General features: G+C 74.3%; 18 protein-coding genes. 1 reads left to right on the top strand and 17 read right to left on the bottom strand.

The window, feature by feature from the left end:
• Positions 1-13 precede the first annotated feature (13 nt).
• Both NFS20_RS08165 and NFS20_RS08160 read right to left on the bottom strand, forming a co-directional pair.
• On the bottom strand, positions 14-538 hold the full coding sequence (locus NFS20_RS08165) for a hypothetical protein (RefSeq protein ID WP_251151282.1): 525 nt from the start codon (positions 536-538) through the stop codon (positions 14-16).
• Entirely contained in the window at positions 535-1,359 is an 825-nt protein-coding gene (locus tag NFS20_RS08160) for a hypothetical protein (RefSeq protein ID WP_251151281.1), read from the bottom strand. Before NFS20_RS08160 ends, NFS20_RS08165 begins: the two co-directional genes overlap by 4 nt.
• A 38-nt stretch (positions 1,360-1,397) precedes the next feature.
• Between NFS20_RS08160 and NFS20_RS08155 the strand changes: the two genes are divergently transcribed.
• Entirely contained in the window at positions 1,398-2,351 is a 954-nt protein-coding gene (locus NFS20_RS08155; protein ID WP_251151280.1) for a M15 family metallopeptidase, read from the top strand.
• Between the two features lie 15 nt (positions 2,352-2,366).
• On the opposite strand, the gene NFS20_RS08150 is transcribed toward NFS20_RS08155, so the two are convergent.
• The 15 genes from NFS20_RS08150 to NFS20_RS08080 form a co-directional block, all read right to left on the bottom strand.
• The gene (locus NFS20_RS08150) at positions 2,367-3,749 is read right to left on the bottom strand and encodes a hypothetical protein (protein ID WP_251151279.1); all 1,383 of its coding nucleotides are present in this window, start codon (positions 3,747-3,749) and stop codon (positions 2,367-2,369) included.
• Between the two features lie 26 nt (positions 3,750-3,775).
• Positions 3,776-5,068 carry a hypothetical protein gene (locus NFS20_RS08145; RefSeq protein ID WP_251151278.1) on the bottom strand — a complete coding sequence of 431 codons (1,293 nt, stop codon included), beginning with the start codon at positions 5,066-5,068 and terminating at the stop codon, positions 3,776-3,778.
• A gap of 23 nt (positions 5,069-5,091) precedes the next feature.
• Positions 5,092-5,781 (bottom strand): helicase associated domain-containing protein, encoded by a 690-nt coding sequence (locus NFS20_RS08140; RefSeq protein WP_251151277.1) that lies wholly within the window; start codon positions 5,779-5,781, stop codon positions 5,092-5,094.
• A 20-nt stretch (positions 5,782-5,801) separates the two neighbouring features.
• A complete protein-coding gene (locus tag NFS20_RS22275) occupies positions 5,802-6,437 on the bottom strand; it encodes a type II secretion system protein (protein WP_353050436.1) in 636 nt (211 codons plus the stop codon).
• A complete protein-coding gene (locus tag NFS20_RS08130; protein WP_251151276.1) occupies positions 6,434-7,471 on the bottom strand; it encodes a hypothetical protein in 1,038 nt (345 codons plus the stop codon). Before NFS20_RS08130 ends, NFS20_RS22275 begins: the two co-directional genes overlap by 4 nt.
• Before the next feature lie 22 nt (positions 7,472-7,493).
• Entirely contained in the window at positions 7,494-8,243 is a 750-nt protein-coding gene (locus tag NFS20_RS08125; RefSeq protein WP_251151275.1) for a hypothetical protein, read from the bottom strand.
• A gap of 34 nt (positions 8,244-8,277) precedes the next feature.
• Entirely contained in the window at positions 8,278-9,114 is an 837-nt protein-coding gene (locus tag NFS20_RS08120) for a hypothetical protein (protein ID WP_251151274.1), read from the bottom strand.
• Positions 9,115-9,133: 19 nt separating this feature from the next.
• On the bottom strand, positions 9,134-10,630 hold the full coding sequence (locus NFS20_RS08115) for a CCA tRNA nucleotidyltransferase (protein ID WP_251151273.1): 1,497 nt from the start codon (positions 10,628-10,630) through the stop codon (positions 9,134-9,136).
• Complete coding sequence (locus NFS20_RS08110) at positions 10,627-11,598, bottom strand: hypothetical protein (RefSeq protein WP_251151272.1); 972 nt, start codon at positions 11,596-11,598, stop codon at positions 10,627-10,629. The genes NFS20_RS08115 and NFS20_RS08110 overlap by 4 nt, the downstream gene beginning before the upstream one ends.
• Before the next feature lie 72 nt (positions 11,599-11,670).
• Positions 11,671-12,477: a DUF4190 domain-containing protein gene (locus NFS20_RS08105; protein ID WP_251151271.1), complete on the bottom strand. Its 807-nt coding sequence runs from the start codon at positions 12,475-12,477 to the stop codon at positions 11,671-11,673.
• A gap of 147 nt (positions 12,478-12,624) precedes the next feature.
• Positions 12,625-14,271 (bottom strand): KTSC domain-containing protein, encoded by a 1,647-nt coding sequence (locus NFS20_RS08100; RefSeq protein WP_251151270.1) that lies wholly within the window; start codon positions 14,269-14,271, stop codon positions 12,625-12,627.
• Positions 14,272-14,292: 21 nt separating this feature from the next.
• Positions 14,293-14,667 carry an RNA polymerase-binding protein RbpA gene (locus tag NFS20_RS08095; RefSeq protein WP_251151269.1) on the bottom strand — a complete coding sequence of 125 codons (375 nt, stop codon included), beginning with the start codon at positions 14,665-14,667 and terminating at the stop codon, positions 14,293-14,295.
• Positions 14,664-15,125 carry a hypothetical protein gene (locus NFS20_RS08090; protein ID WP_251151268.1) on the bottom strand — a complete coding sequence of 154 codons (462 nt, stop codon included), beginning with the start codon at positions 15,123-15,125 and terminating at the stop codon, positions 14,664-14,666. Before NFS20_RS08090 ends, NFS20_RS08095 begins: the two co-directional genes overlap by 4 nt.
• A 42-nt stretch (positions 15,126-15,167) precedes the next feature.
• Positions 15,168-15,704 carry a hypothetical protein gene (locus NFS20_RS08085; RefSeq protein ID WP_251151267.1) on the bottom strand — a complete coding sequence of 179 codons (537 nt, stop codon included), beginning with the start codon at positions 15,702-15,704 and terminating at the stop codon, positions 15,168-15,170.
• The coding region (locus tag NFS20_RS08080; protein WP_251151266.1) for an FtsK/SpoIIIE domain-containing protein at positions 15,701-17,481 on the bottom strand (1,781 nt) is incomplete at its 5' end. The genes NFS20_RS08085 and NFS20_RS08080, both read right to left, overlap by 4 nt.

Raw genomic sequence — 17,481 nt, 5'->3', positions numbered from 1 at the left:
CGGGCGCGGCTCCTCACCACTCGGCGAGGACTGCCGCGACCATCTCGGGGTCCGGCTTGCCCTTGGGCGTGCGGGTGACGGTGTGGGAGGTCGGACCCTCCAGCGTGCGCCCGTGCCAGTCGGTGTCGAGCCGGTCGAGCTCGCCGTCGCGCAGCCGCCAGAACGACGCCTGCGACCACGGGTCGTCGCGGGACGGGTCGAGCTCGGCCAGGAACACCTCGGGGTCGAACGGGTCGGCGTACGGCTGCAGCAGCACGTGCCCGTCGACCGACACCGCAGCGGCCGGGTCGCCGGCGGCGTCCGGGTCGGGCACCGTGGCGCACGCGCGCCACGCGCCGACACCGTCCAGGCGCGTCACGACGTCGGCGGCGAGCTGGGCGTTGGCGCTGGGCCGCCCGGGGCGGAACCGTCCCAGGCCGTGCAGGGGCGTCTGGACGGACGCGAGCAGCGCGATGCCGGACTCGCCGCGCGCGGCGATGGAGAACTGGCCGCCGGCGCGGACCCCGGCCGGGACGCGGGCGAGCGTCGGGGCGCTCATCGCTCGGTCTCCGACCAGACCGGGTCGGACGCGCGGCGGGTGTCCAGCTCGGCGCAGGCCAGCGCCATGTAGCGGCGCAGGTACTTCTCGCTGTACGCGCGGTCAGGGCCGATGGCGTCCAGCGCCTTGTTCAGGCGGTTGGTGATCTGCCGGTCGGTCAGGTCGGCCAGCTGGTCGTCCTTGACCGCCGAGCGGGCGAACAGGCGCTTGTCGACGACGGTGTCCAGGCCGCTACCGGCCGGCGCGGTGTCGAACGCCACGACCTTCATGTGGTCTCCCGGGAGCGGGATGCCGACCTCGATCGAGTCGAAGGTGTGGCCGCGGCGCACCGCCGCGACGTGCCGCTTGATCAGCTCGGAGGAGAACTCCGTGCGCACCATCCGCTCGACGTTCTTGAGGGTGTCGCGCTCGTGGGCCGCGACGTGGGCGGCGGCGACCATGCGCGGCATCTGGTAGTCCAGCGCCTCGATCCGCCCGAACTGGTCGCCCAGGTACGCGCCGTCCGCGCGGCTCAGGCGCACGTGGTCGCCGTCACCGGAGTCGATGCGGTACTCGTAGCCCAGGGCGTACGCGGTGGCGGAGAACCGGCCGCCGGGCTCGTCGACGTGCACCTTGAGCAGGACGTTGCCCAGTGGTGCGACCTTCGACAGCGCGGCGGCGTAGGTCGCGCTGTTCGGACCCTGCACGCCATCGACCAGGACGTCGGCGTGCGGCGGCCGGCTGGACAGCGTCACTGGGGCCTCGCCGCGGGCCTCGGTCGCGAACTGGCCGCCCGTGGTGACGCCGGCGGGGACCCGGGAACGGTGCTGGTGGCTGGTCATGGCCGGTAGATGTGCGGGGCGCCGCACATGTGCCTGGCATGAGGATTCATCCCACCACGGCCCGGCGAGCTGCCCTGAGCGCCGTCGCGGCCGTCGCGCTGCTGCTGCCCGCTGCGGGCCAGGCGGCCGCGTCCGAGCTGCCCGACGCCTTCACCAAGGCGTCCACGCCCTCGCTGTTCGACCTGTCTGCGACCGCCTCGCTGCTGCCGTCGCCCGTGGCGGCAGCAGACCTGCGCCCGGAGCACGACGCGCCGTCGCGCAGCGCCCGCTCCACGCCCGTCGCCCCGTACGGGCCCTTGGTGCCCGCGGCGCCGCCCGCACCGCAGCTGTCGCACGAGACCACCGGCCGGACCGTCACCATCACCGGCCGTCACTGGGCCCCGGGAGCCGTCGTGACGGCCACGAACATCTCCCAGGCCGCCTCCGGGCCCGGTGACGCCTCCGCGGACCCGTGGCCCGGGCAGGCCAACGGCCTGGCCGACGGGTCGATCCTGTGCGCCAGCGAGGCCGCCGGCGGCCGGTCGCTGCGCTGCGACGCCGCGGGCGCGTTCGACGCGATGATGACGGCGATGACCGCCGCGACCGGCGCGAGCATCACCCTCAACGACGCCTACCGCTCCCTGGGCGAGCAGGTCCACCTGCGCGCCACCCTCGGCCCGCGCCTGGCCGCGGTGCCCGGCACGTCCAACCACGGGTTCGGCACGGCGATCGACATCGCGAACCAGGCCGCGGTGCCCGGCACCATCACCGGCGACTGGCTGGCGGCGAACGCGGGCGCCTACGGCTGGGTGCACCCGGCGTGGGCGCGCCCAGGCGGGACCAAGCCGGAGCACTGGCACTGGGAGTTCGCCGGGTTCCCCGGCGGAACGACGACGTCGACCACGGTCGCGGCGGACGGCACCTTCACGCTGGTCGTGTCGGACCTGCTCGGCGCGCCGAACGAGATCGTCGTCGACGGCTGGGCCGAGCACCTGGTGGTGACCGGTGCCTGAGCGCCGCCCGCCCGGCTAGAACTCGACGGCGCCCGCAGCAGCCTCGGTCGTGAGCTGCGGCGCGGTGCCCGGCTCGCCCGGCCAGCGCAGCGCGCTGCCGTCGACGGACGCGCGACGCTTGAGGTCCAAGCGCTCGCGCCGCCGCTGGGCCGCGCCCACGAGCTTCTCGCGCTCCTGGCGCAGCCGCCCGACGCGGGTGACGAGGTCGTTGCGCGCGTCGTCCAGGTGCTTCTCGGCGTTCTTGAACCCGAGCGATGAGTCCAGGGCGCGCTGCAGCACCGCGGCCACGTCCTCGTCGACCGTCCCCGCCTCGATCGCCTGGCGGGCCGCGACGGCCTGCCGAGCGGGCGCGGTGGCCTTGGTGATCTGCTCGACGGCCTGCTGGGCCTGCCAGATCGCGGTGACGCCGCCAGCCCACTTCGCCGCCAGCTGCGGGGCGGGCTGGGACGGGTCGTCGGACCACGCGATCACCGCGTCGACGTCCTCGAGGTGCTGCGGCGTGAACTGCACGTCGGTGCGCGACCCCGAGCCGTAGTACGTGCTCATGTGGGACACGGGCACGCCAAGGGCCTTCGCGGACCGCTCGTCCAGGTCGTTGCTGCCCATCTCCTCCAGCGCGGCCCGGGCGCTGACCACGGCGGCCTGCGTGTCGGGGTTGACCGGCATGACGGTCCACGGGGCGGCCGTGCCGTCGCTGATCGCTGCGAGGCGGTTCGCCGCGGCGTCCCACACCGCCCGAGCCTGCCGGGCCTCGATCGCCTCGCGCATCGGGGCGTCGAGGTCGAGCTTGAAGTACCAGTCGGCGTACCCGTCCTCGGAGTCCGCGTCGTGCATGTGGCGCGGGTGCTCGCCCATCTTCCAGCCGATCGCCGCCGTGCACTCACGGTCGTGCGTGGGGGAGGCCGCATCCTCGGTCGAGCACCAGCAGTCCCGATTCCCGCCGCCGGCGCGGGTGCTGAACGCCGCGACCAGCTGCAGGTTCCGGGCGGCTGCCTCGTCCAGCGGCACCTCCTGCACGGGCCGCCACTGGCGGTCCTCGTCCCAGAACGACGCCACCTGCGGGTCGAACCAGACCAGGTCCGGTCCGCCCTTGTGTCGTGCCACGACGAAGTCGGGGCCGAGCTGGGCCCAGATCAGCGGGTCGGGCAGGGGCGGCTTGGCACCGTCCAGGACCTCGAACGTCTCGCGCCAGCGCTGCTCCAGGCTCACGCCCTCGTGGTCGGCCGGCACGTCGGTGATGGCGTACCGGGCCAGGGCGGCGGTCAGCGTGTCGGCGGCGGGCAGCGGCTTCTCGCCGGCGTCCAGGTGCACGTCAGCCTCCCCGCGCGCGCCGGCGGCGAACTGCCCGCCGGTGCGGACGCCGGCCGGGACGCGGGAGCGGTCTGCTGCGCTGGTCATGGCCGGTAGATGTGCGGGCCGGGCGCTCAGCCCCAGGAGGGCTCGGTGCCGCCGCGGGCGCCATCGGGGGCGTCCGGGCACTCATCGGACGGGCCGGGCCAGCGCAGCGCCCACGCCAGGTCCTTGGCCCGATCCGCGTGGGCGGCACGCTCGTCGCGCTCGTCGACCATCCGGGACAGGTCGTCGGCCGCGGCGGAGACCTCGGCGATGCAGGTGTCGATCCGCTTCTGGGACTGGGCAGCCCACCGCACCCGGGTGTTCCAGTCGCGCACGGCGCCGACCTCCTCCAGCGCGGCGAGCACCTGCGGGTCGGTCGACGGGTCGGCGGCCAGGTCCAGGCCCGCCTGGGAGACCGCGGCCTTGGCGACCTTCTCGCGGTGCTCGCGTCCGGCGCGCACGTGGTTGGCGATGCCCCAGATCGGGTCGTTGTAGTGCGTCTGCGGCTCCTCGTCGGACTCCCCGCGCAGGTACGACAGCGTCGCGGTGACCCGCTGCAGGTCTGCCCGGTTCAGCCGCCGGGAGTCGCGGGTGCCCAGGTCGCTCTCGTGCTCGCGGGACATCGGCTCCACCCGGGCGCGCGAGGCGGCGTGCTCGGCGTCGATGAGCGCCTTGGTGTCGGCGTTCACCGGGCAGATCGACCACGGCGCCACCTTCCCGGTGGCGATGTCGTCGGCGAGCGCGCGGGACTGCTCCCAGGAGCGCCGCTCGTCGCGGCGGGCCAGGGCGTCGGTCAGCGCATCGTCGTCCAGGTCGAGCTCGATCAGGACCGTGACGTCGGTCGGGTCCGGCTCGTCCGACCACCGCGCGTCGGCCTCGAGGTCCACGCCGAGGTACCGGGGGTGGGCGACCAGCTCGGCCGGCAGGTTCCGGCCGGTCAGGTGCACGTACCCGGCGACCTTCGCGCCGTGCATCAGGGAGGTCGGGTCCGGGAAGTGCTGCAGCGTCGACCACTCCACGCGAGGCTTGCCGCCCAGCGGCGGGCGGGGGTGGGCGAGCACGGCGTTCGGTTCGCCCTTGATCCGCTCGGGGTCGACGACGCCCGAGACCTGGCGGGCGACCTCGTCGACGGCTCGGGGCGGCTCGGGCTCGCCCAGGGCGGCGAACCGGGTCGCCCAGTGCTCAGTGAACGGCACGCCGTCGACGCCGGTGGGCACCTCGTCGATGCCCAGTCGCGCGAGCGCGGCGTCGAGCTGGTCGGCGGCCGGCAGCCCCGCGGGACCGGTCAGGTCGACGGCCGCCTCGCCGCGCGCCTGGGTCGCGAACTGGCCGCCGGTGGTGATGCCGGCGGGCACGCGGGAGCGGTCTGCTGCGCTGGTCATGGCCGGTAGATGTGCGGGCGGGGTCAGGTCAACCGCTTGAGGTGCCCGCACGAGCGCGTGGATCCCGACCGCAGGGCTCCGCCGTAGACGGTCGTCTGCCTTCCGCAGCTGCACTGGCACAGCCAGAAGGCCGAAGTGTTCCCATCGCGCTGGGTGCGCCGCAGCACGGTGAGCTCGCCGTAGGTCTTGCCCGCCTCGTCGATCGCGGTCTTGCGCAGGTGACCGCAGGACCGGGTGGCGCCTCGACGCAGACTGCTTCCGATGACGACGACCTCCTCGCCACAGGTGCACCGGCAGCGCCAGAGCGCCTCCGTGCGGTCGCCTCGCTGGGCAGCTCGCCCCAGCACGGTCAGCTCGCCGTGGATGTTGCCCGTCTCGTCGACGAGGGAGTCCAGGGTGCCGGTGCGCCAGCCCGGGACCGCGTTGTCCAGCGCCTCGAGGCGGTGGGGACGCGTCAGGCTCGGTCGGCGACCGTTGACGGCGGCCTGGCGCACGTCGGACAGCCACCGCCCCAGACGCGCCTCGTCGGCGTCCGGCGAGGTCCGAAGCGGCCAACGGGCCTCGTCCTCGACGAAGGACTGCAGCGCGTCGACGCGTTCGGACCACACGGCCTCGTTGGGCGGGCGGCCGCGGGAGGTGGAGGCCAGGTCGACGTCGGCCTCCGCGCGCGCCTGGGCAGCGAACTGGCCCCCGGTGGTGACGCCTGCGGGCACGCGGCGCGGCGCGGCCCCGGTCACAGGGTGCCGCCGGCGGCTCGGAACAGGTCGGCGTAGGCGTAGCACGCGGGCTGTTGACCGGCGTCGGCCGCTGCGGCGACCCGGCTCAGGTCGGCGACGCCGCCGAGCACGGAGTCGTAGTACAGGAACCGGTCGTACGTGATGTTGCCGCTGCCGCGCAGGCGGTCGTGACTGCTGCCCTTGTTCGCCCCGGTGATGCAGAACTCGAAGTCGCCGTGCCGGCGCGGCCAGTCGCTGGAGGAGACGACGTGCTGCACCTCCAGCAGGACGTCACCCGAGACGGGGATCTCCTGCAGGCCGAGGTCGTTCCACATCAGCGACGACGTCGGCAGGGTCTGCCAGGCGCCCTCGTGCACGTACAGGGTGTTGTTGTGCCAGTTGACCTGGTCGCGCAGACCGGCGGCGCCGCCGGTGTCCAGCAGGGTGGAGGTGACGATCATCCCGGCGTTGCGCAGGTCGGAGCGCAGCGTGCCGTCGGCCGCCTTGCGCTGCTGGTTCAGGTACATGGGCACGCCGACCGCGGACAGGATGCCGATGATCACGATGACCACGAGCAGCTCGGTCAGCGTGAAGCCGGCGGACCAGCCCGCCGGTCGCCGGGCCGCCGCCCGCGCACAAGGCGGGCGCGTCACGGCCGGACCGCCTTGTCGCTCGACGGCGTGCGGACCGTGAGGCGGTCGGTCTCCTCACGCAGCACGTCCAGGGACCCCTCGCCCTCGTCTCGGCGCTGGTAGCCGTGGACGTCCTGCGAGCTGACGAGCACCGCGACGCCGGACCCCTCGACGCTGACCGAGACCTTGCGCCCCGGGGAGGCGAAGATCACGGCGGTCGCGCCGTCGGTGACGGTGACGGCGTTGCCAGAGGCGGACTCGGCGTGGATGAGAGCGGCGCCGGAGGTGACGCGCAGGTGGCTGAACCCGGAGCGGTTGATCACCACGAGCGGGTCGGTGTCGTTGCCGCGGACCTCGAACGGGTCCTTGCCGATGGTGTCCAGGCCGCGCAGCGAGACGACCCGCCCCGGGTCACGGGTGGCGCGCAGCGCGGAGCGGGCGGCCCCGACCTTCGCGGGGTGGCGGGTCTGGCTGGAGATCCGGGGCAGCGGGCGGGCGACGGCGAGCTCGACGGCGCGGTGGCGACGCACGGCCACGTCGGAGCCGTCGTGGTTCTCGGTCGAGCGCACCAGGTCGACCGGGTCGGTGAAGATCGCGTCGCGCGCCGGCAGGTCGGGGCCGGTGAGCCGGTCGATGACCTGCGCCAGGCGCGCGGCGTACGCGGGGTCGCGCTCGGCCCACTCCTCGGCGACCTGCGCCAGGTGGTCGACGCTCGTGCGCGTGGCGGGCTCGCCGTAGGGGCTGTCCGGGTCGGGGCGCATGACCTCGTAGTCCGCGCCGTCGACAAGCCGGCGCGCGGTCGGGTCGTCCACGGACTGCAGCTCGACCTTGCCGTCGCGGGCGCCCTCGACGCGCCACGGGTCCGACCCGCCGCCGGCCGCGACTTCGGTGACCCAGTCGTCGCGGACCAGGAACACCCCGGCGGCGTCGGCCCCGACGAAGTCCAGGTGCGCGGGCACGGTCAGGTCCGCTGCGGACTCGCCGCGAGCCGAGGCGGCGAACTGCCCGCCGGTGGTCACGCCGGCGGGAACACGAGGCCGGGTCTGTGCGCTCATGGCCCGTAGATGTGCGGGGCGGCTACCGCTCGGCGGCGATCTGCTCGACGAGCTCGCGGGTCGCGTCGTCGTTGCGGATCCGCCAGGCCAGGTGGTGGGCGCGGAACTGCTCGTCGTCCATCGCGCGCAGCTGCTCAGCGGTCGGCGGGCGGAAGGGCAGCGCGTTGTGGGCGTTGGCGGCAGTCAGAGCGTCGTCGTGGCTCCAGCCGTTGTGGCCGTTGCGCAGCGAGAAGTACAGCGAGTACGGCCCCTCGGCGACCTCGCGGCGGTGCTCGGGTGCGACCTGGTCGACCATCGCCTGGCGGTAGGTCGAGCCGACCTTGCGCATCGGCAGGTCGTCGATCACGTCCTGCAGCGCGGCCGCGTACCCGGGGTCGCGGTCGGCCCAGACGTCGCGCAGTGCCTCGATCTGGTCCTGGTTGTAGAGCGCCGCCGCGTACCCCTCCGGGGTCGGGTAGTTCGGGTCCGGTCGCACGATGGTGTAGTCGGCCAGGTTCACGTGGCGACGGGTGGCCGGGTTGTTCTGCGAGGCGACGGTGACCTTCTCGCCCTTGGCGCCGACCACCGTCCACGCGGTGGCGCTGTAGCCGCCGCCGACCTTGACGACCGTGTCGCCGGCCAGGATGTCGACGCCGCGGGCGTCCTGACCGACGAAGTCGTACTCCGGCGCGGCGGCGCCCAGCGTCACCTCGGCCTCGCCCCGGGCCGAGGCGGCGAACTGCCCGCCCGTGGTCACGCCGGCGGGGACACGGGACCGGGTCTGTGCGCTCATGGCCGGTAGATGTGCGGGGCAGGCGCCGGGGCGCTCAGCCGAAGTAGGCGCGGTACAGCTCGCCCTGGCGGGCCTGCTCGGCGAGGTCGCGCAGCTGCGCTTCCAGGGCACCCATCGGGTCCTCGCCCGGGTCGATGCCGAGGCGGGTGCACAGGTCTGCCCCGACCAGGTCGCGCACGAGGTCCGGGGTGTCGCCCACCTGCAGGTCGCCCAGCTCGACCTCCAGGTGGTCGTCGTGGGCGGCGATCGTCAGGCCCTCGCCGTCGACCTTGCACGTCAGGAGCGGGCTGGTCTCGTACTCCTCGTCGTCGGCGTACCGCACCGACGGCAGCTCGACCTGCGTGCCGAAGGTGACGCCCGTGATGCCGTGCTCGGGACGCTCGAAGCGGCCGGCGGCCGCCTGCGCCATCCCCGCGGTCAGCACGACGGAGCGGACCGTCGCCCGCGAGCTGGCCGCCCACGTGCCGGACCCGCCGCCGTACACCTCGGACCGGAAGGCCTGCGCGACGGCCGCCAACGGCAGCGGCGTGTCCTCGCTGCGCTCGAGGTCCACGCACAGGGCGGTGGTCTCGACCTCGCCGGAGTGCGGGCGCGTGCGCGACGAGGCCGACATCAGCAGCCGGTCGCCGTCCGGGGAGACGAAGGTCGCGCTCGCCCAGCCCGCGGCGGGCGCGTCGTCGTCGGCGTAGGTGGCCTGCCCGCGCAGCCCGAGCTGCTCAGCGAGGTTCGCCAGGTAGACGGTCGACGGCGACCCGACACCGGCCGGCGCGGTGGCGGCGAGCTGGACGTCGGCCTCGCCGCGAGCCTCGGTCGCGAACTGCCCGCCCGTGGTCACGCCAGCGGGGACGCGGGAGCGCATGGTGTCGGTCATGCCGGGTAGATGTGCGGGGTCAGGCGGACGGCTGCCCGCCCGGGTAGGTGGCCGCCAGCCATGCGCGGGCACCGTCGGCGTCGGCGAACGCGCCGTCGTCCTGCGCGGCGATCGCGGCCTTGATGACCGGCCCGAACGAGGGGCCGGGCGCCCACCCGGCCGCGCGCAGGATGTCGCCGCCGAGGATCGGGCGTACCGGCCGCTGCTCGGTCCCGGCCCGCTGGGCCAGCTCCAACCACCGGCCGGTGTTGCCCGGCTCGGACGCGGGGCCCCTCCCGCCCCGGTCGGCGCCCACGACCAGCGCCCACTGCTGCATCGTGGCCGGAGCCAGGCGGCGCGCGAGACGACGCACCGTCGACATGGACGGCTGCGCGACGGTGGTGGAGACCATGTGGTTGCGCACCAGCGGGCCCACGAGGTCGGCCACGTGCCGCGGCGCGCCGATCCGGGACAGGAACGTCTTGGCGATCGGCTCCCCGAACTCGTCGTGGCCGTGGGAGGTGATCCGGTCGCCGTCGCACTGGGTGTGGGTGGCCTTGCCGACGTCGTGCAGCATCGCGGCCAGCACGATCGCCGCCCGGTCGGGCCCGTCCAGCCCGGCCTCGTCCGCCAGGCGCGCGCCCGCGTCGGCGGCCAGCCGGGAGTGCTCGAACACGTCGCCCTCGGGGTGCCAGCGCCGGTCCTGGGAGATGCCGCGCAGGACGTCGAGCTCGGGGAAGTGCCGCAGCCACCCGGTCTGGGCGAGCACGTCCAGCCACCGCGACGGGTGCTTGGCGGTCGCGGCCATCGTGGACCACTCGCCCCAGACACGTTCGGTGGACAGCGAGGCGAACTCGGGCGCGAGGTCGCGGGCGAGCGCGACGGTGTCCGGGTGCATGGTCAGGTCGAACCGTGCCGCGAACCGGGCCCCGCGCAGCACCCGCAGCGGGTCCTCGGCGAAGGCGGGGGTGGTGTGCCGCAGGACGCCGGCTCGCAGGTCGTCCAGTCCGCCCCAGCAGTCCACGAGCTCGCCAGAGGCGGGGTCGAACATCAGGGCGTTGATCGTGAAGTCCCGGCGACCCGACGCGGTCGCCAGGTCGACGTAGGGGTCGACCTCGATCGCGAAGTCCCGGTGGCCCGGGCCGGTGCGCACCTCCCGGCGCGGCAGGGCGACATCCAGGCTCTGCCCGCCGGTGCGCACCGTCAGGACCGAGAACGCCTTGCCGACCTCGTCGACCCGTCCGACGCCGTCCAGGGCGCGGGCCAGGTCACCCGGCTCCAGGCCGTAGGCCTCGATGTCGACGTCCTTGGGCGCCGCGCCGGGGCGCAGCAGCGAGTCCCGCACGCACCCGCCGACCAGGTAGCCGCGCCCGCCGGCGGCGGCGATCGCGTCCAGTGCACGTGCGGCGGCCGGGCTGACCGGGACCTGGGCGGGCACACGCACTGGGGCGCTGAGGGTGAGCGCAGCTTCCGCGCGGGCGCCGGTCGCGAACTGGCCGCCCTCGGTCACGCCGGCCGGCACCCGCGCGCGGGTCATGCCGTGCGACCGCTGTGGGCCGCGACGGCGTCCCAGGCTCGCTCGATGTCGTTCTCCCAGTTCGCGGCGTTGCCGAGCGCCATCGCGTCGGAGAACGTCATCTTGTCAGGCTCGAAGCCGCTGACGCGCCCGGACATGGCGTCCAGGTCCGAGACGTACATCGACCCGTGCTCGGAGACCAGCCCGGCGTCCGAGGGGTAGACGCCGTACCCGTTGACGATGGACGCCTTGCCCGCGTTGTCGGTCTGGACGTCGGTCGCGAAGAACAGCGACCCCGGCCCCTCGACGCCCTCGAACCCGGGGTGGGTGAAGGTGAACACCGCGGAGATGGCGTTCGGCGGCTCACCGGCCCCGTCCCAGACCGGGATGTCGTCGTAGTGCGGCTTCTCGGTGGCGGGCATCGTGGCGGCGGTCTCGCGCCACGTGTCGGTCATCGTCTCCAGGTGGCCGTAGCCGCGCTTGAGCGCGAGCGGGCGCGCGTGCCAGCGCTCGTCGGGGTGCTGGTCGGCGCGGTAGAGCAGCATGCCCTTGCCCGAGCGCGAGCCCTTGTTGATCAGGGCGAGGTTGCCGCCGGGGCTGCGGTACATCGTGCCCTCGTGGGCACGGATCACCCCGGCCTTGTTCGTCAGCAGCATGGTGACCTTCGCGCCGGAGGCGGCGAGCTCGAACACCTCGTCCTCGAGGTCGGTGCCGCCGGCGCGCTGCAGGCGGGAGGCGACCGCACGGTTGGCGGCGATGGCCTGGGGGTGACCGCCGCGGGAGTTCACCATGATGGCGCCGTCGACGCGGGCGACCTGGGAGATCAGGACCTGGCCGTCGGAGATCCATGTCCCGTCCACGACGGCGGGGTCGTGCGCGCCCTCGAGCTTCGGTGGCGCCAGGGTGACGCCGGCGGCCTCGGAGCGGGCGGTGGTGGCGAACTGGCCGCCGGTGGTGACGCCTGCGGGCACGCGCGCGATGTCGATCATGCCGGGTAGATGTGCGGGGCGCCAGCAGCGTGTGCTGGCGCCCCGCGGGGTCGTGCTGGTCCGGTCAGGACGTCACGGTGTCGGGCCGGTGCTGGACGCCTCGTACCCGCCGATGACCATGTAGGCCTGGGCGAGGGAGCCGTCCTCGTTCAGCATGACGAACGCCGTGGTGACCTGCTCGGGGGTGGTGACGCCGAGGTCGGTCAGCGCCACCGTGGTCGAGACCGACCCGTCCGCGGCGTACAGGCCCAGGCCGCCGGCCTCCGGGTCGTACATCGCGCCGGGGGAGCCGTCGGTGCCCGCGACCAGCGCGACGGCCTGGTCGGCGAACGCGGTGAACTGGTCCTGCAGCTCGGCCGGCATGCCGTCGGCGATCACGACGTCCTGCTGACCGCCCGCGCCGGGCTCGGCTGCGGAGCCGTCCTGCGTGGACGATGTCGAGGTGCCGGACCCCTGCTCCTCGGTGGCGTCCAGGATCGCGCCGCCGAGGAGCAGGGGCAGCACGACGCTGGCGATCAGGCCCAGGATGCTCAGAGCGCCGAACACCGACGACAGGATCACGCCGGCCTTGGCCATGCCGCGCCCGGGCGCGCCGGTGCGCTTGACCTCGCGCAGGCCCAGGATCGACAGGACCAGGCCGACCGGCCACACCACGAACGCGAAGATCAGGCCCAGCAGGACGATGATGGGCCGCTCACCACCCGGTGCGGGCGGCGGGGCGCCCTGGGGCCCCGGTGCGTGCGGGGCCGGGAACCCCGGCGCGGGCGGCCCGGACGGGTGCACGGCGACGGGGTCGAACGTCTCGGTCGGCTGCTGCACCGGCGCGGGCGCGGGGCGGCGCGGCTCGGGAGGGGTGGACCACAGGTCGGGCTGGGGCATCAGGTCTCCAGTGCTCGTGCTCGAGCTCGCGTCCGGTACGCGAGCCGGTCGGTTCCCGGGCGGGGCCCGGCGTGCTGGTGAGCGGCGGCCCCCTCCGGCCGCCGCTCACCCACCACTTCGGTCGCGAACGCGCCGACTTGAGGGTCCTCACCAGGTCAGGCGCCAGGCCTTCTCGCCCGGACGCCACGGCACCTCGACGCGCTGCACCCGCTGCGGCTCGACCACGGCGTCCAGCCCGTACTCGGCGGCCGCGGCGATCGCGGCCTGCTCGTCGGGGGCGTCGTCGAACAGCAGCACGCCGCCGACCGCGAGACGCTCGTCCTCGCGCGACGGGGCGACCATGTAGCCGAACGCCTCGACCTTGCCCGGGTGACGGGCCGAGGCGAGCAGCGCGGCACCCGTGGTCGGGGCGCCGGCGTGGCGCATGGCGCGCTGGCGCGCGGTCAGCGCGCGGCCGACCTCCATCGCCTTCTTGCCGTGCAGGCCCTCGAACCGCATGACGTCGGAGTCGCCGTTGTGCAGCTGGGTGACCTGGTCGCCGACCTTGAACGAGCGGTACAGGTTCGGCACGTACGTCGAGGTGGTGAACTGCGACAGCGCCGGGGTGAGCGCCTTGGTGTACCCGGCCGGGCCGTACACGCCCAGCTGCTTGTCGCGGCGGCGCAGGTGCCGGTCCTGCCACTCGTCGACGTCGCGGGCGATGACGGTGCCCGCCGGGGTGTGCGCGCCGGGCGCCGGGGCGGGGCCCTTGGGGACGGCCGGCGCGGTCACGGCGGCCGCGGCGGCGCGCGCGGCGGCGTTCTGGGCGATGCGCTGCGTCGACGGGGCGGACGGCGTGACGGGGCACGTGTGGGCCTTGGTCGCCGAGTAGAACCGGCCGCATCCGGACTCGCAGCGGGCGACCGCAGCCCGGGTGTTGCCCTTGATGATGCGGTTGAACTGCGCGCCGGGGGAGGCGTCGGAGACGACCTGCTCGAACCGGGTCCGCGAGACCTGGTGGCCGTACAGGTCACCGCGCTGGGTCTGCATCGCCATGATGCCGGTCGCCTCGTCGTACCCGACCGCCTCGACCCACGAGGAGTCGACGGGACGCAGCGCGGCGCCCTGCCCGGCCTCACGCTCGCGGCGGCGGGCCAGCAGGTCACCGATCTGGCGCAGCGCCAGCGACGGCCGGCGCGCCTCGAGCACCGCGGACACGGACTCGGCCAGGCGCACGCCGGTGTCCCCGCCCAGGCCGACCGGCGCGACGGAGTACCCGCCGGCCGGGCGCGGCACGACGCGCACCCACCCGGCGACCTGCCGGGTGGAGGTGCCCTCGGCGATCTCGGCGGTGACCGGCAGGTCGAACGTCTTGCCGTCGTTCTCGGTGGCGAAGCGGCGCACGACCGCGGCGGCGGGCATCCGCAGCTCGACCCCGTTGCCGGAGTACCGCATGCGGCGGGTGCGCCGCGCCCCGGACAGGGCGTTGCCGTCCCCGGTGGTGCCGTAGTCGTCCGGCATCTGGGGGTACCCGCCCTCGCCCGCGCGGTACTCCGCGGAGGCGAAGTGGTCACCCCACCAGGCGTCGATCCCGGAGGTGGTGCGCGGGTCCTGGCGGGCGGCCAGCGCGACGGCGGGCACGAAGCCTGCCGCGGCCAGCTGCTCGTGCCGCTCACGCAGCGCGCGAGCCGGGTCGACGGTCAGCTGGACGGCGGACTCGTCACGCTCCGTCGTGGTCCACTGGCCGCCCTCTCGGACCCCGGCAGGCACGCGCGGGGCCGTCGCAGGGATGCGTGGCGTCGTCGTGGTCGTCATGCCCCCTAGATGTGCGGGGACTCACACGGCGACGCGACGCGCCCGCAGCAGGTCCAGACGCTCGGCCAGCAGCGCCTCGAGCTCGGCGGTGGTGCGCCGTTCACGGACCATGTCCATGTGGGTGCGCGCGGGCTTCGGGGGCGCGACCTCCTCGTCGTCCACGGGGCCGCCACCGGCGTCCGTCAGGGCGCCGTCACGGCTGCAGCGCGGGCACGTCCAGGTCGCCGGCGCCTTGGCGTCCAGGGCGAACGTCAGCACGGTGACGTGGTCCGCGGCGCACTCGTAGGTGACCGGCCGGGTCGCGGCGGGCAGGACGTCCTCCTGCTCGCCGAACGCCTCCAGCAGGTTGCCGCCGCGCGACCACGGCATCGTGCCGACGTGGGTCTGGTACTTCACGCGGCCGTCTCCTCGCGCACGAACAGCGTCAGCGCGCCGACGTCGGACAGCGTCCCGAGGAAGGTGCGCTCGTTGGCCGGGTCGACGAACTTGACGTTGCCGACCGGCTTGACCCGGTCGGTGTACGGCTCGTAGTCGGTCGCCATGAGCAGCAGCGGGATCGTCTCGGACTCCCACTTGCCGTCCGGCACGTCGACGATCTCGTCGCGCGAGGCGAACAGGGCGGTCAGCTGCTCCTCGGTGAACGCGTCGATCGCCTCACCGGCCTCCGCGGCCTCGACGGCCAGGTCGGCCTGGCGGGCGTTGACCAGCCCGACGGCGGCGCTGTGGCGCTGCAGCAGCGCAGCGGTCTCGTCGTCGCTGTAGCCGGCGATCAGCGCGGCGACCAGCTCGGTCAGGGAGTCGGCCTCGACGGTGCGGTCGAAGAAGCTCAGGGCGAAGCGGGACTCGTCACCCATGCGGGCGACCTCCTCGGGTGGTGGTGTGCAGGCGTGCGGGTATCACGCCACGACCAGTGGATGTGCGGCACGTGCCAGCTCACGCTCGACCCGGCGCCCCAGGGCCTGCGCCGAGACGTCTGCGGGCAGGTTCGCCTCGGAGTCCGGGTCGCGCTGGGGCCCGACGTTCCACACCGTGCCGCCGTGCTCGCGCACCCAGGCCCGCTCGGCCGGCAGGTCGACGCCGAGCAGCGCGACGGGCGCCCCGCCGAGCAGGTCGGCGGCCGCGGAGATCTCCGCGGTGACGCGCGTGAGCCACGCCGCCCCGCCGAGCACGATGGCGGGCACCTCCGTGCGCATGGCGTGCACCAGGCGTGCGACCTCCGGGCCGTCGGTCCGGTCGCGGGTCGCGCCGTCCCAGCCGCAGGTGCCGACCAGCGCGGTCAGGGATCGGCCCGAGGGCAGCAGCGGGTCGATGACCGCGAGCGCCCGGCGGGCCGGCTCGGCGGCGTCGTGGACGCGGTAGCCGTGCCCGTCCAGCACGGCCGCGACCTGGTCGGCGCAGGGCCCGGTGAGCCCGATCAGGGCCGGGGCGCTCACGAGGCCGCCTGTGCTCGGGCGTGCTCGGCCTCGGCGACGCGCAGCTGGTGGGCTGCCGCTGCGGCCCCGCGCAGGCGCGGCTCGGGCGCGTCACGCCCGTCCGGGGCGCCGAAGCCGCCGCCGTCCAGGGCCGAGGGCGGCGGGCCGTCGTCCTCGCTCTCGTCCAGACGCGGGACGTGCTTGGCGATCTGCGCCGCCGTCGGCTCCGGGTTGGCAGCACGCGGCACGCCGAGAGCCTGCAGGTGACGCAGGTACTCGTCGGTCGAGGCGTAGAACGCCTTGAACACCGTCGAGGTCTGGCCTTCGAACTCGGCGACGCCGGCGCCGCGCCCCGCCTTGGCGTCGGCGGCGATGTGCTCGGGCACCCACGGCACGGAGTCGGGGTTGGCGAACGCGTGACCGCGGGCCTGCTTGGTGGCGTTGACGCCCAGCAGCACCCGGTTGGGCAGGTTGATCTTCACCGACGGCGGGATCCCGGTGTTCGACTGGGCCTGCTGGGTCGCGAGGACCAGGCGGATGCCGGCGGCGCGCATCTCGGCGGGGATCTTGGTGATGACGGCCTTGAGCAGTTCGGTCTCGGCGGCGGCCTGCGCGGCTTCGATCCGCACCGGGTGGTCCTTGGGCAGCGCCTTGGGGATGGGGTCGAACGCGAGCAGGCCGGTGAGCTCGTCGGCGATGATCGTGATGAGGGGCATCTCGGCTCGCACGTGCTCGGGCAGGTCCTGCCACTTCTGCACGCCCATCTCGCGCAGGACCTTGCCGCGGCGCACACCCTCGTCGTACACGAGTCGTGCTGCGGTGACGGCGGCCGCCTTGGACTCGCAGCCCCACCCGTTCTCACGTACGTACGGCTTGCACCACTCGAAGTCGACGGCCTTGTGCGGGACGTCGAGGATGACGAGCTGGTGCCCGCGCTCGAGCACCCCGTAGACGATCGTGTTCACGCTGACGGACTTTCCTGCTCCGGCCAGGCCCTGGAAAAGGCCGCCGGCGCTGTCCGCCAGTCGCAGGTCGAGCGGTGTGTTGGGCACGCCGTCCCCGCCCAGGGCCATGCCGATCGGGATGTCGAACACGCTCTTGGTGGGCTGCCCGAACGGGTAGGGGTAGGCAGCCGGGAACGTCGGCAGGTCGCCGGGGATGATCGACAGCACCATGTTCTGCATGTCGACCCGGTGGTACCAGCCGGGGCGCCCGAGGGTCTCGGAGGCGACCTCGCGGATGCGGGCGTCGTGCTTGGACGGCACGTAGGAGCGCAGCTGGAAGTCGAAGCCGTTGTCGGCGCGGGAGGTGACCTGCACGTCCCACGGCTTGACCTGCAGCGCCTCGGCGACCAGCCCGCGAGCGCGGACCTCCTCGTCGGTCAGACGCGTCAGGGTGGCGTGGCGCCCGTAGGGGTCGAACGCCGTCATCGTGTAGCCGGGGTACTCCGACTCGAAGTCGGACTGCTTCTTGGCGGCGTCGGACGGCTTGACCGAGGCGGCGAGCTTGACGTCGATGCTCGGCACGTCGGAGATCTCGACCTCGCGCTTGAGGGTCAGGGTGCCGTCGGCGTTGGCGTGCTCGATCTCCCAGCCCTCGCCGAAGTGCGTCGAGATGCGCTGCTGCAGGACCTTCTGCACGCGCGGGTCGGCGAGCTTGCGGGTGTCGAACCCGTTCGGCATGCGCATCGGGGCGCGCTCGATGCGTACGGCCCGGGTGCGCCCGCTCATCGGCTCACCGCGCGGTCGCGGTTGCGCGAGCGGGTGGTGCGTCGGGGCATCGGCGGGCTCCTCGGGGG

Source organism: Cellulosimicrobium sp. Marseille-Q4280, from assembly GCF_943181405.1.
Classification (GTDB): Bacteria; Actinomycetota; Actinomycetes; order Actinomycetales; family Cellulomonadaceae; genus Cellulosimicrobium.
The sequence above is the reverse complement of the archived record's forward strand: the minus strand, read 5'-3'. Positions and strand labels throughout refer to the sequence as shown.

Bases quoted from the DNA above. Each gene is read 5' to 3' on its own strand.
- NFS20_RS08165 (WP_251151282.1), bottom strand. From the start codon at position 538: ATGAGCGCCCCGACGCTCGCCCGCGTCCCGGCCGGGGTCCGCGCCGGC.
- NFS20_RS08160 (WP_251151281.1), bottom strand. From the start codon at position 1,359: ATGACCAGCCACCAGCACCGTTCCCGGGTCCCCGCCGGCGTCACCACG.
- NFS20_RS08155 (WP_251151280.1), top strand. From the start codon at position 1,398: ATGAGGATTCATCCCACCACGGCCCGGCGAGCTGCCCTGAGCGCCGTC.
- NFS20_RS08150 (WP_251151279.1), bottom strand. From the start codon at position 3,749: ATGACCAGCGCAGCAGACCGCTCCCGCGTCCCGGCCGGCGTCCGCACC.
- NFS20_RS08145 (WP_251151278.1), bottom strand. From the start codon at position 5,068: ATGACCAGCGCAGCAGACCGCTCCCGCGTGCCCGCCGGCATCACCACC.
- NFS20_RS08130 (WP_251151276.1), bottom strand. From the start codon at position 7,471: ATGAGCGCACAGACCCGGCCTCGTGTTCCCGCCGGCGTGACCACCGGC.
- NFS20_RS08125 (WP_251151275.1), bottom strand. From the start codon at position 8,243: ATGAGCGCACAGACCCGGTCCCGTGTCCCCGCCGGCGTGACCACGGGC.
- NFS20_RS08120 (WP_251151274.1), bottom strand. From the start codon at position 9,114: ATGACCGACACCATGCGCTCCCGCGTCCCCGCTGGCGTGACCACGGGC.
- NFS20_RS08115 (WP_251151273.1), bottom strand. From the start codon at position 10,630: ATGACCCGCGCGCGGGTGCCGGCCGGCGTGACCGAGGGCGGCCAGTTC.
- NFS20_RS08110 (WP_251151272.1), bottom strand. From the start codon at position 11,598: ATGATCGACATCGCGCGCGTGCCCGCAGGCGTCACCACCGGCGGCCAG.
- NFS20_RS08105 (WP_251151271.1), bottom strand. From the start codon at position 12,477: ATGCCCCAGCCCGACCTGTGGTCCACCCCTCCCGAGCCGCGCCGCCCC.
- NFS20_RS08100 (WP_251151270.1), bottom strand. From the start codon at position 14,271: ATGACGACCACGACGACGCCACGCATCCCTGCGACGGCCCCGCGCGTG.
- NFS20_RS08090 (WP_251151268.1), bottom strand. From the start codon at position 15,125: ATGGGTGACGAGTCCCGCTTCGCCCTGAGCTTCTTCGACCGCACCGTC.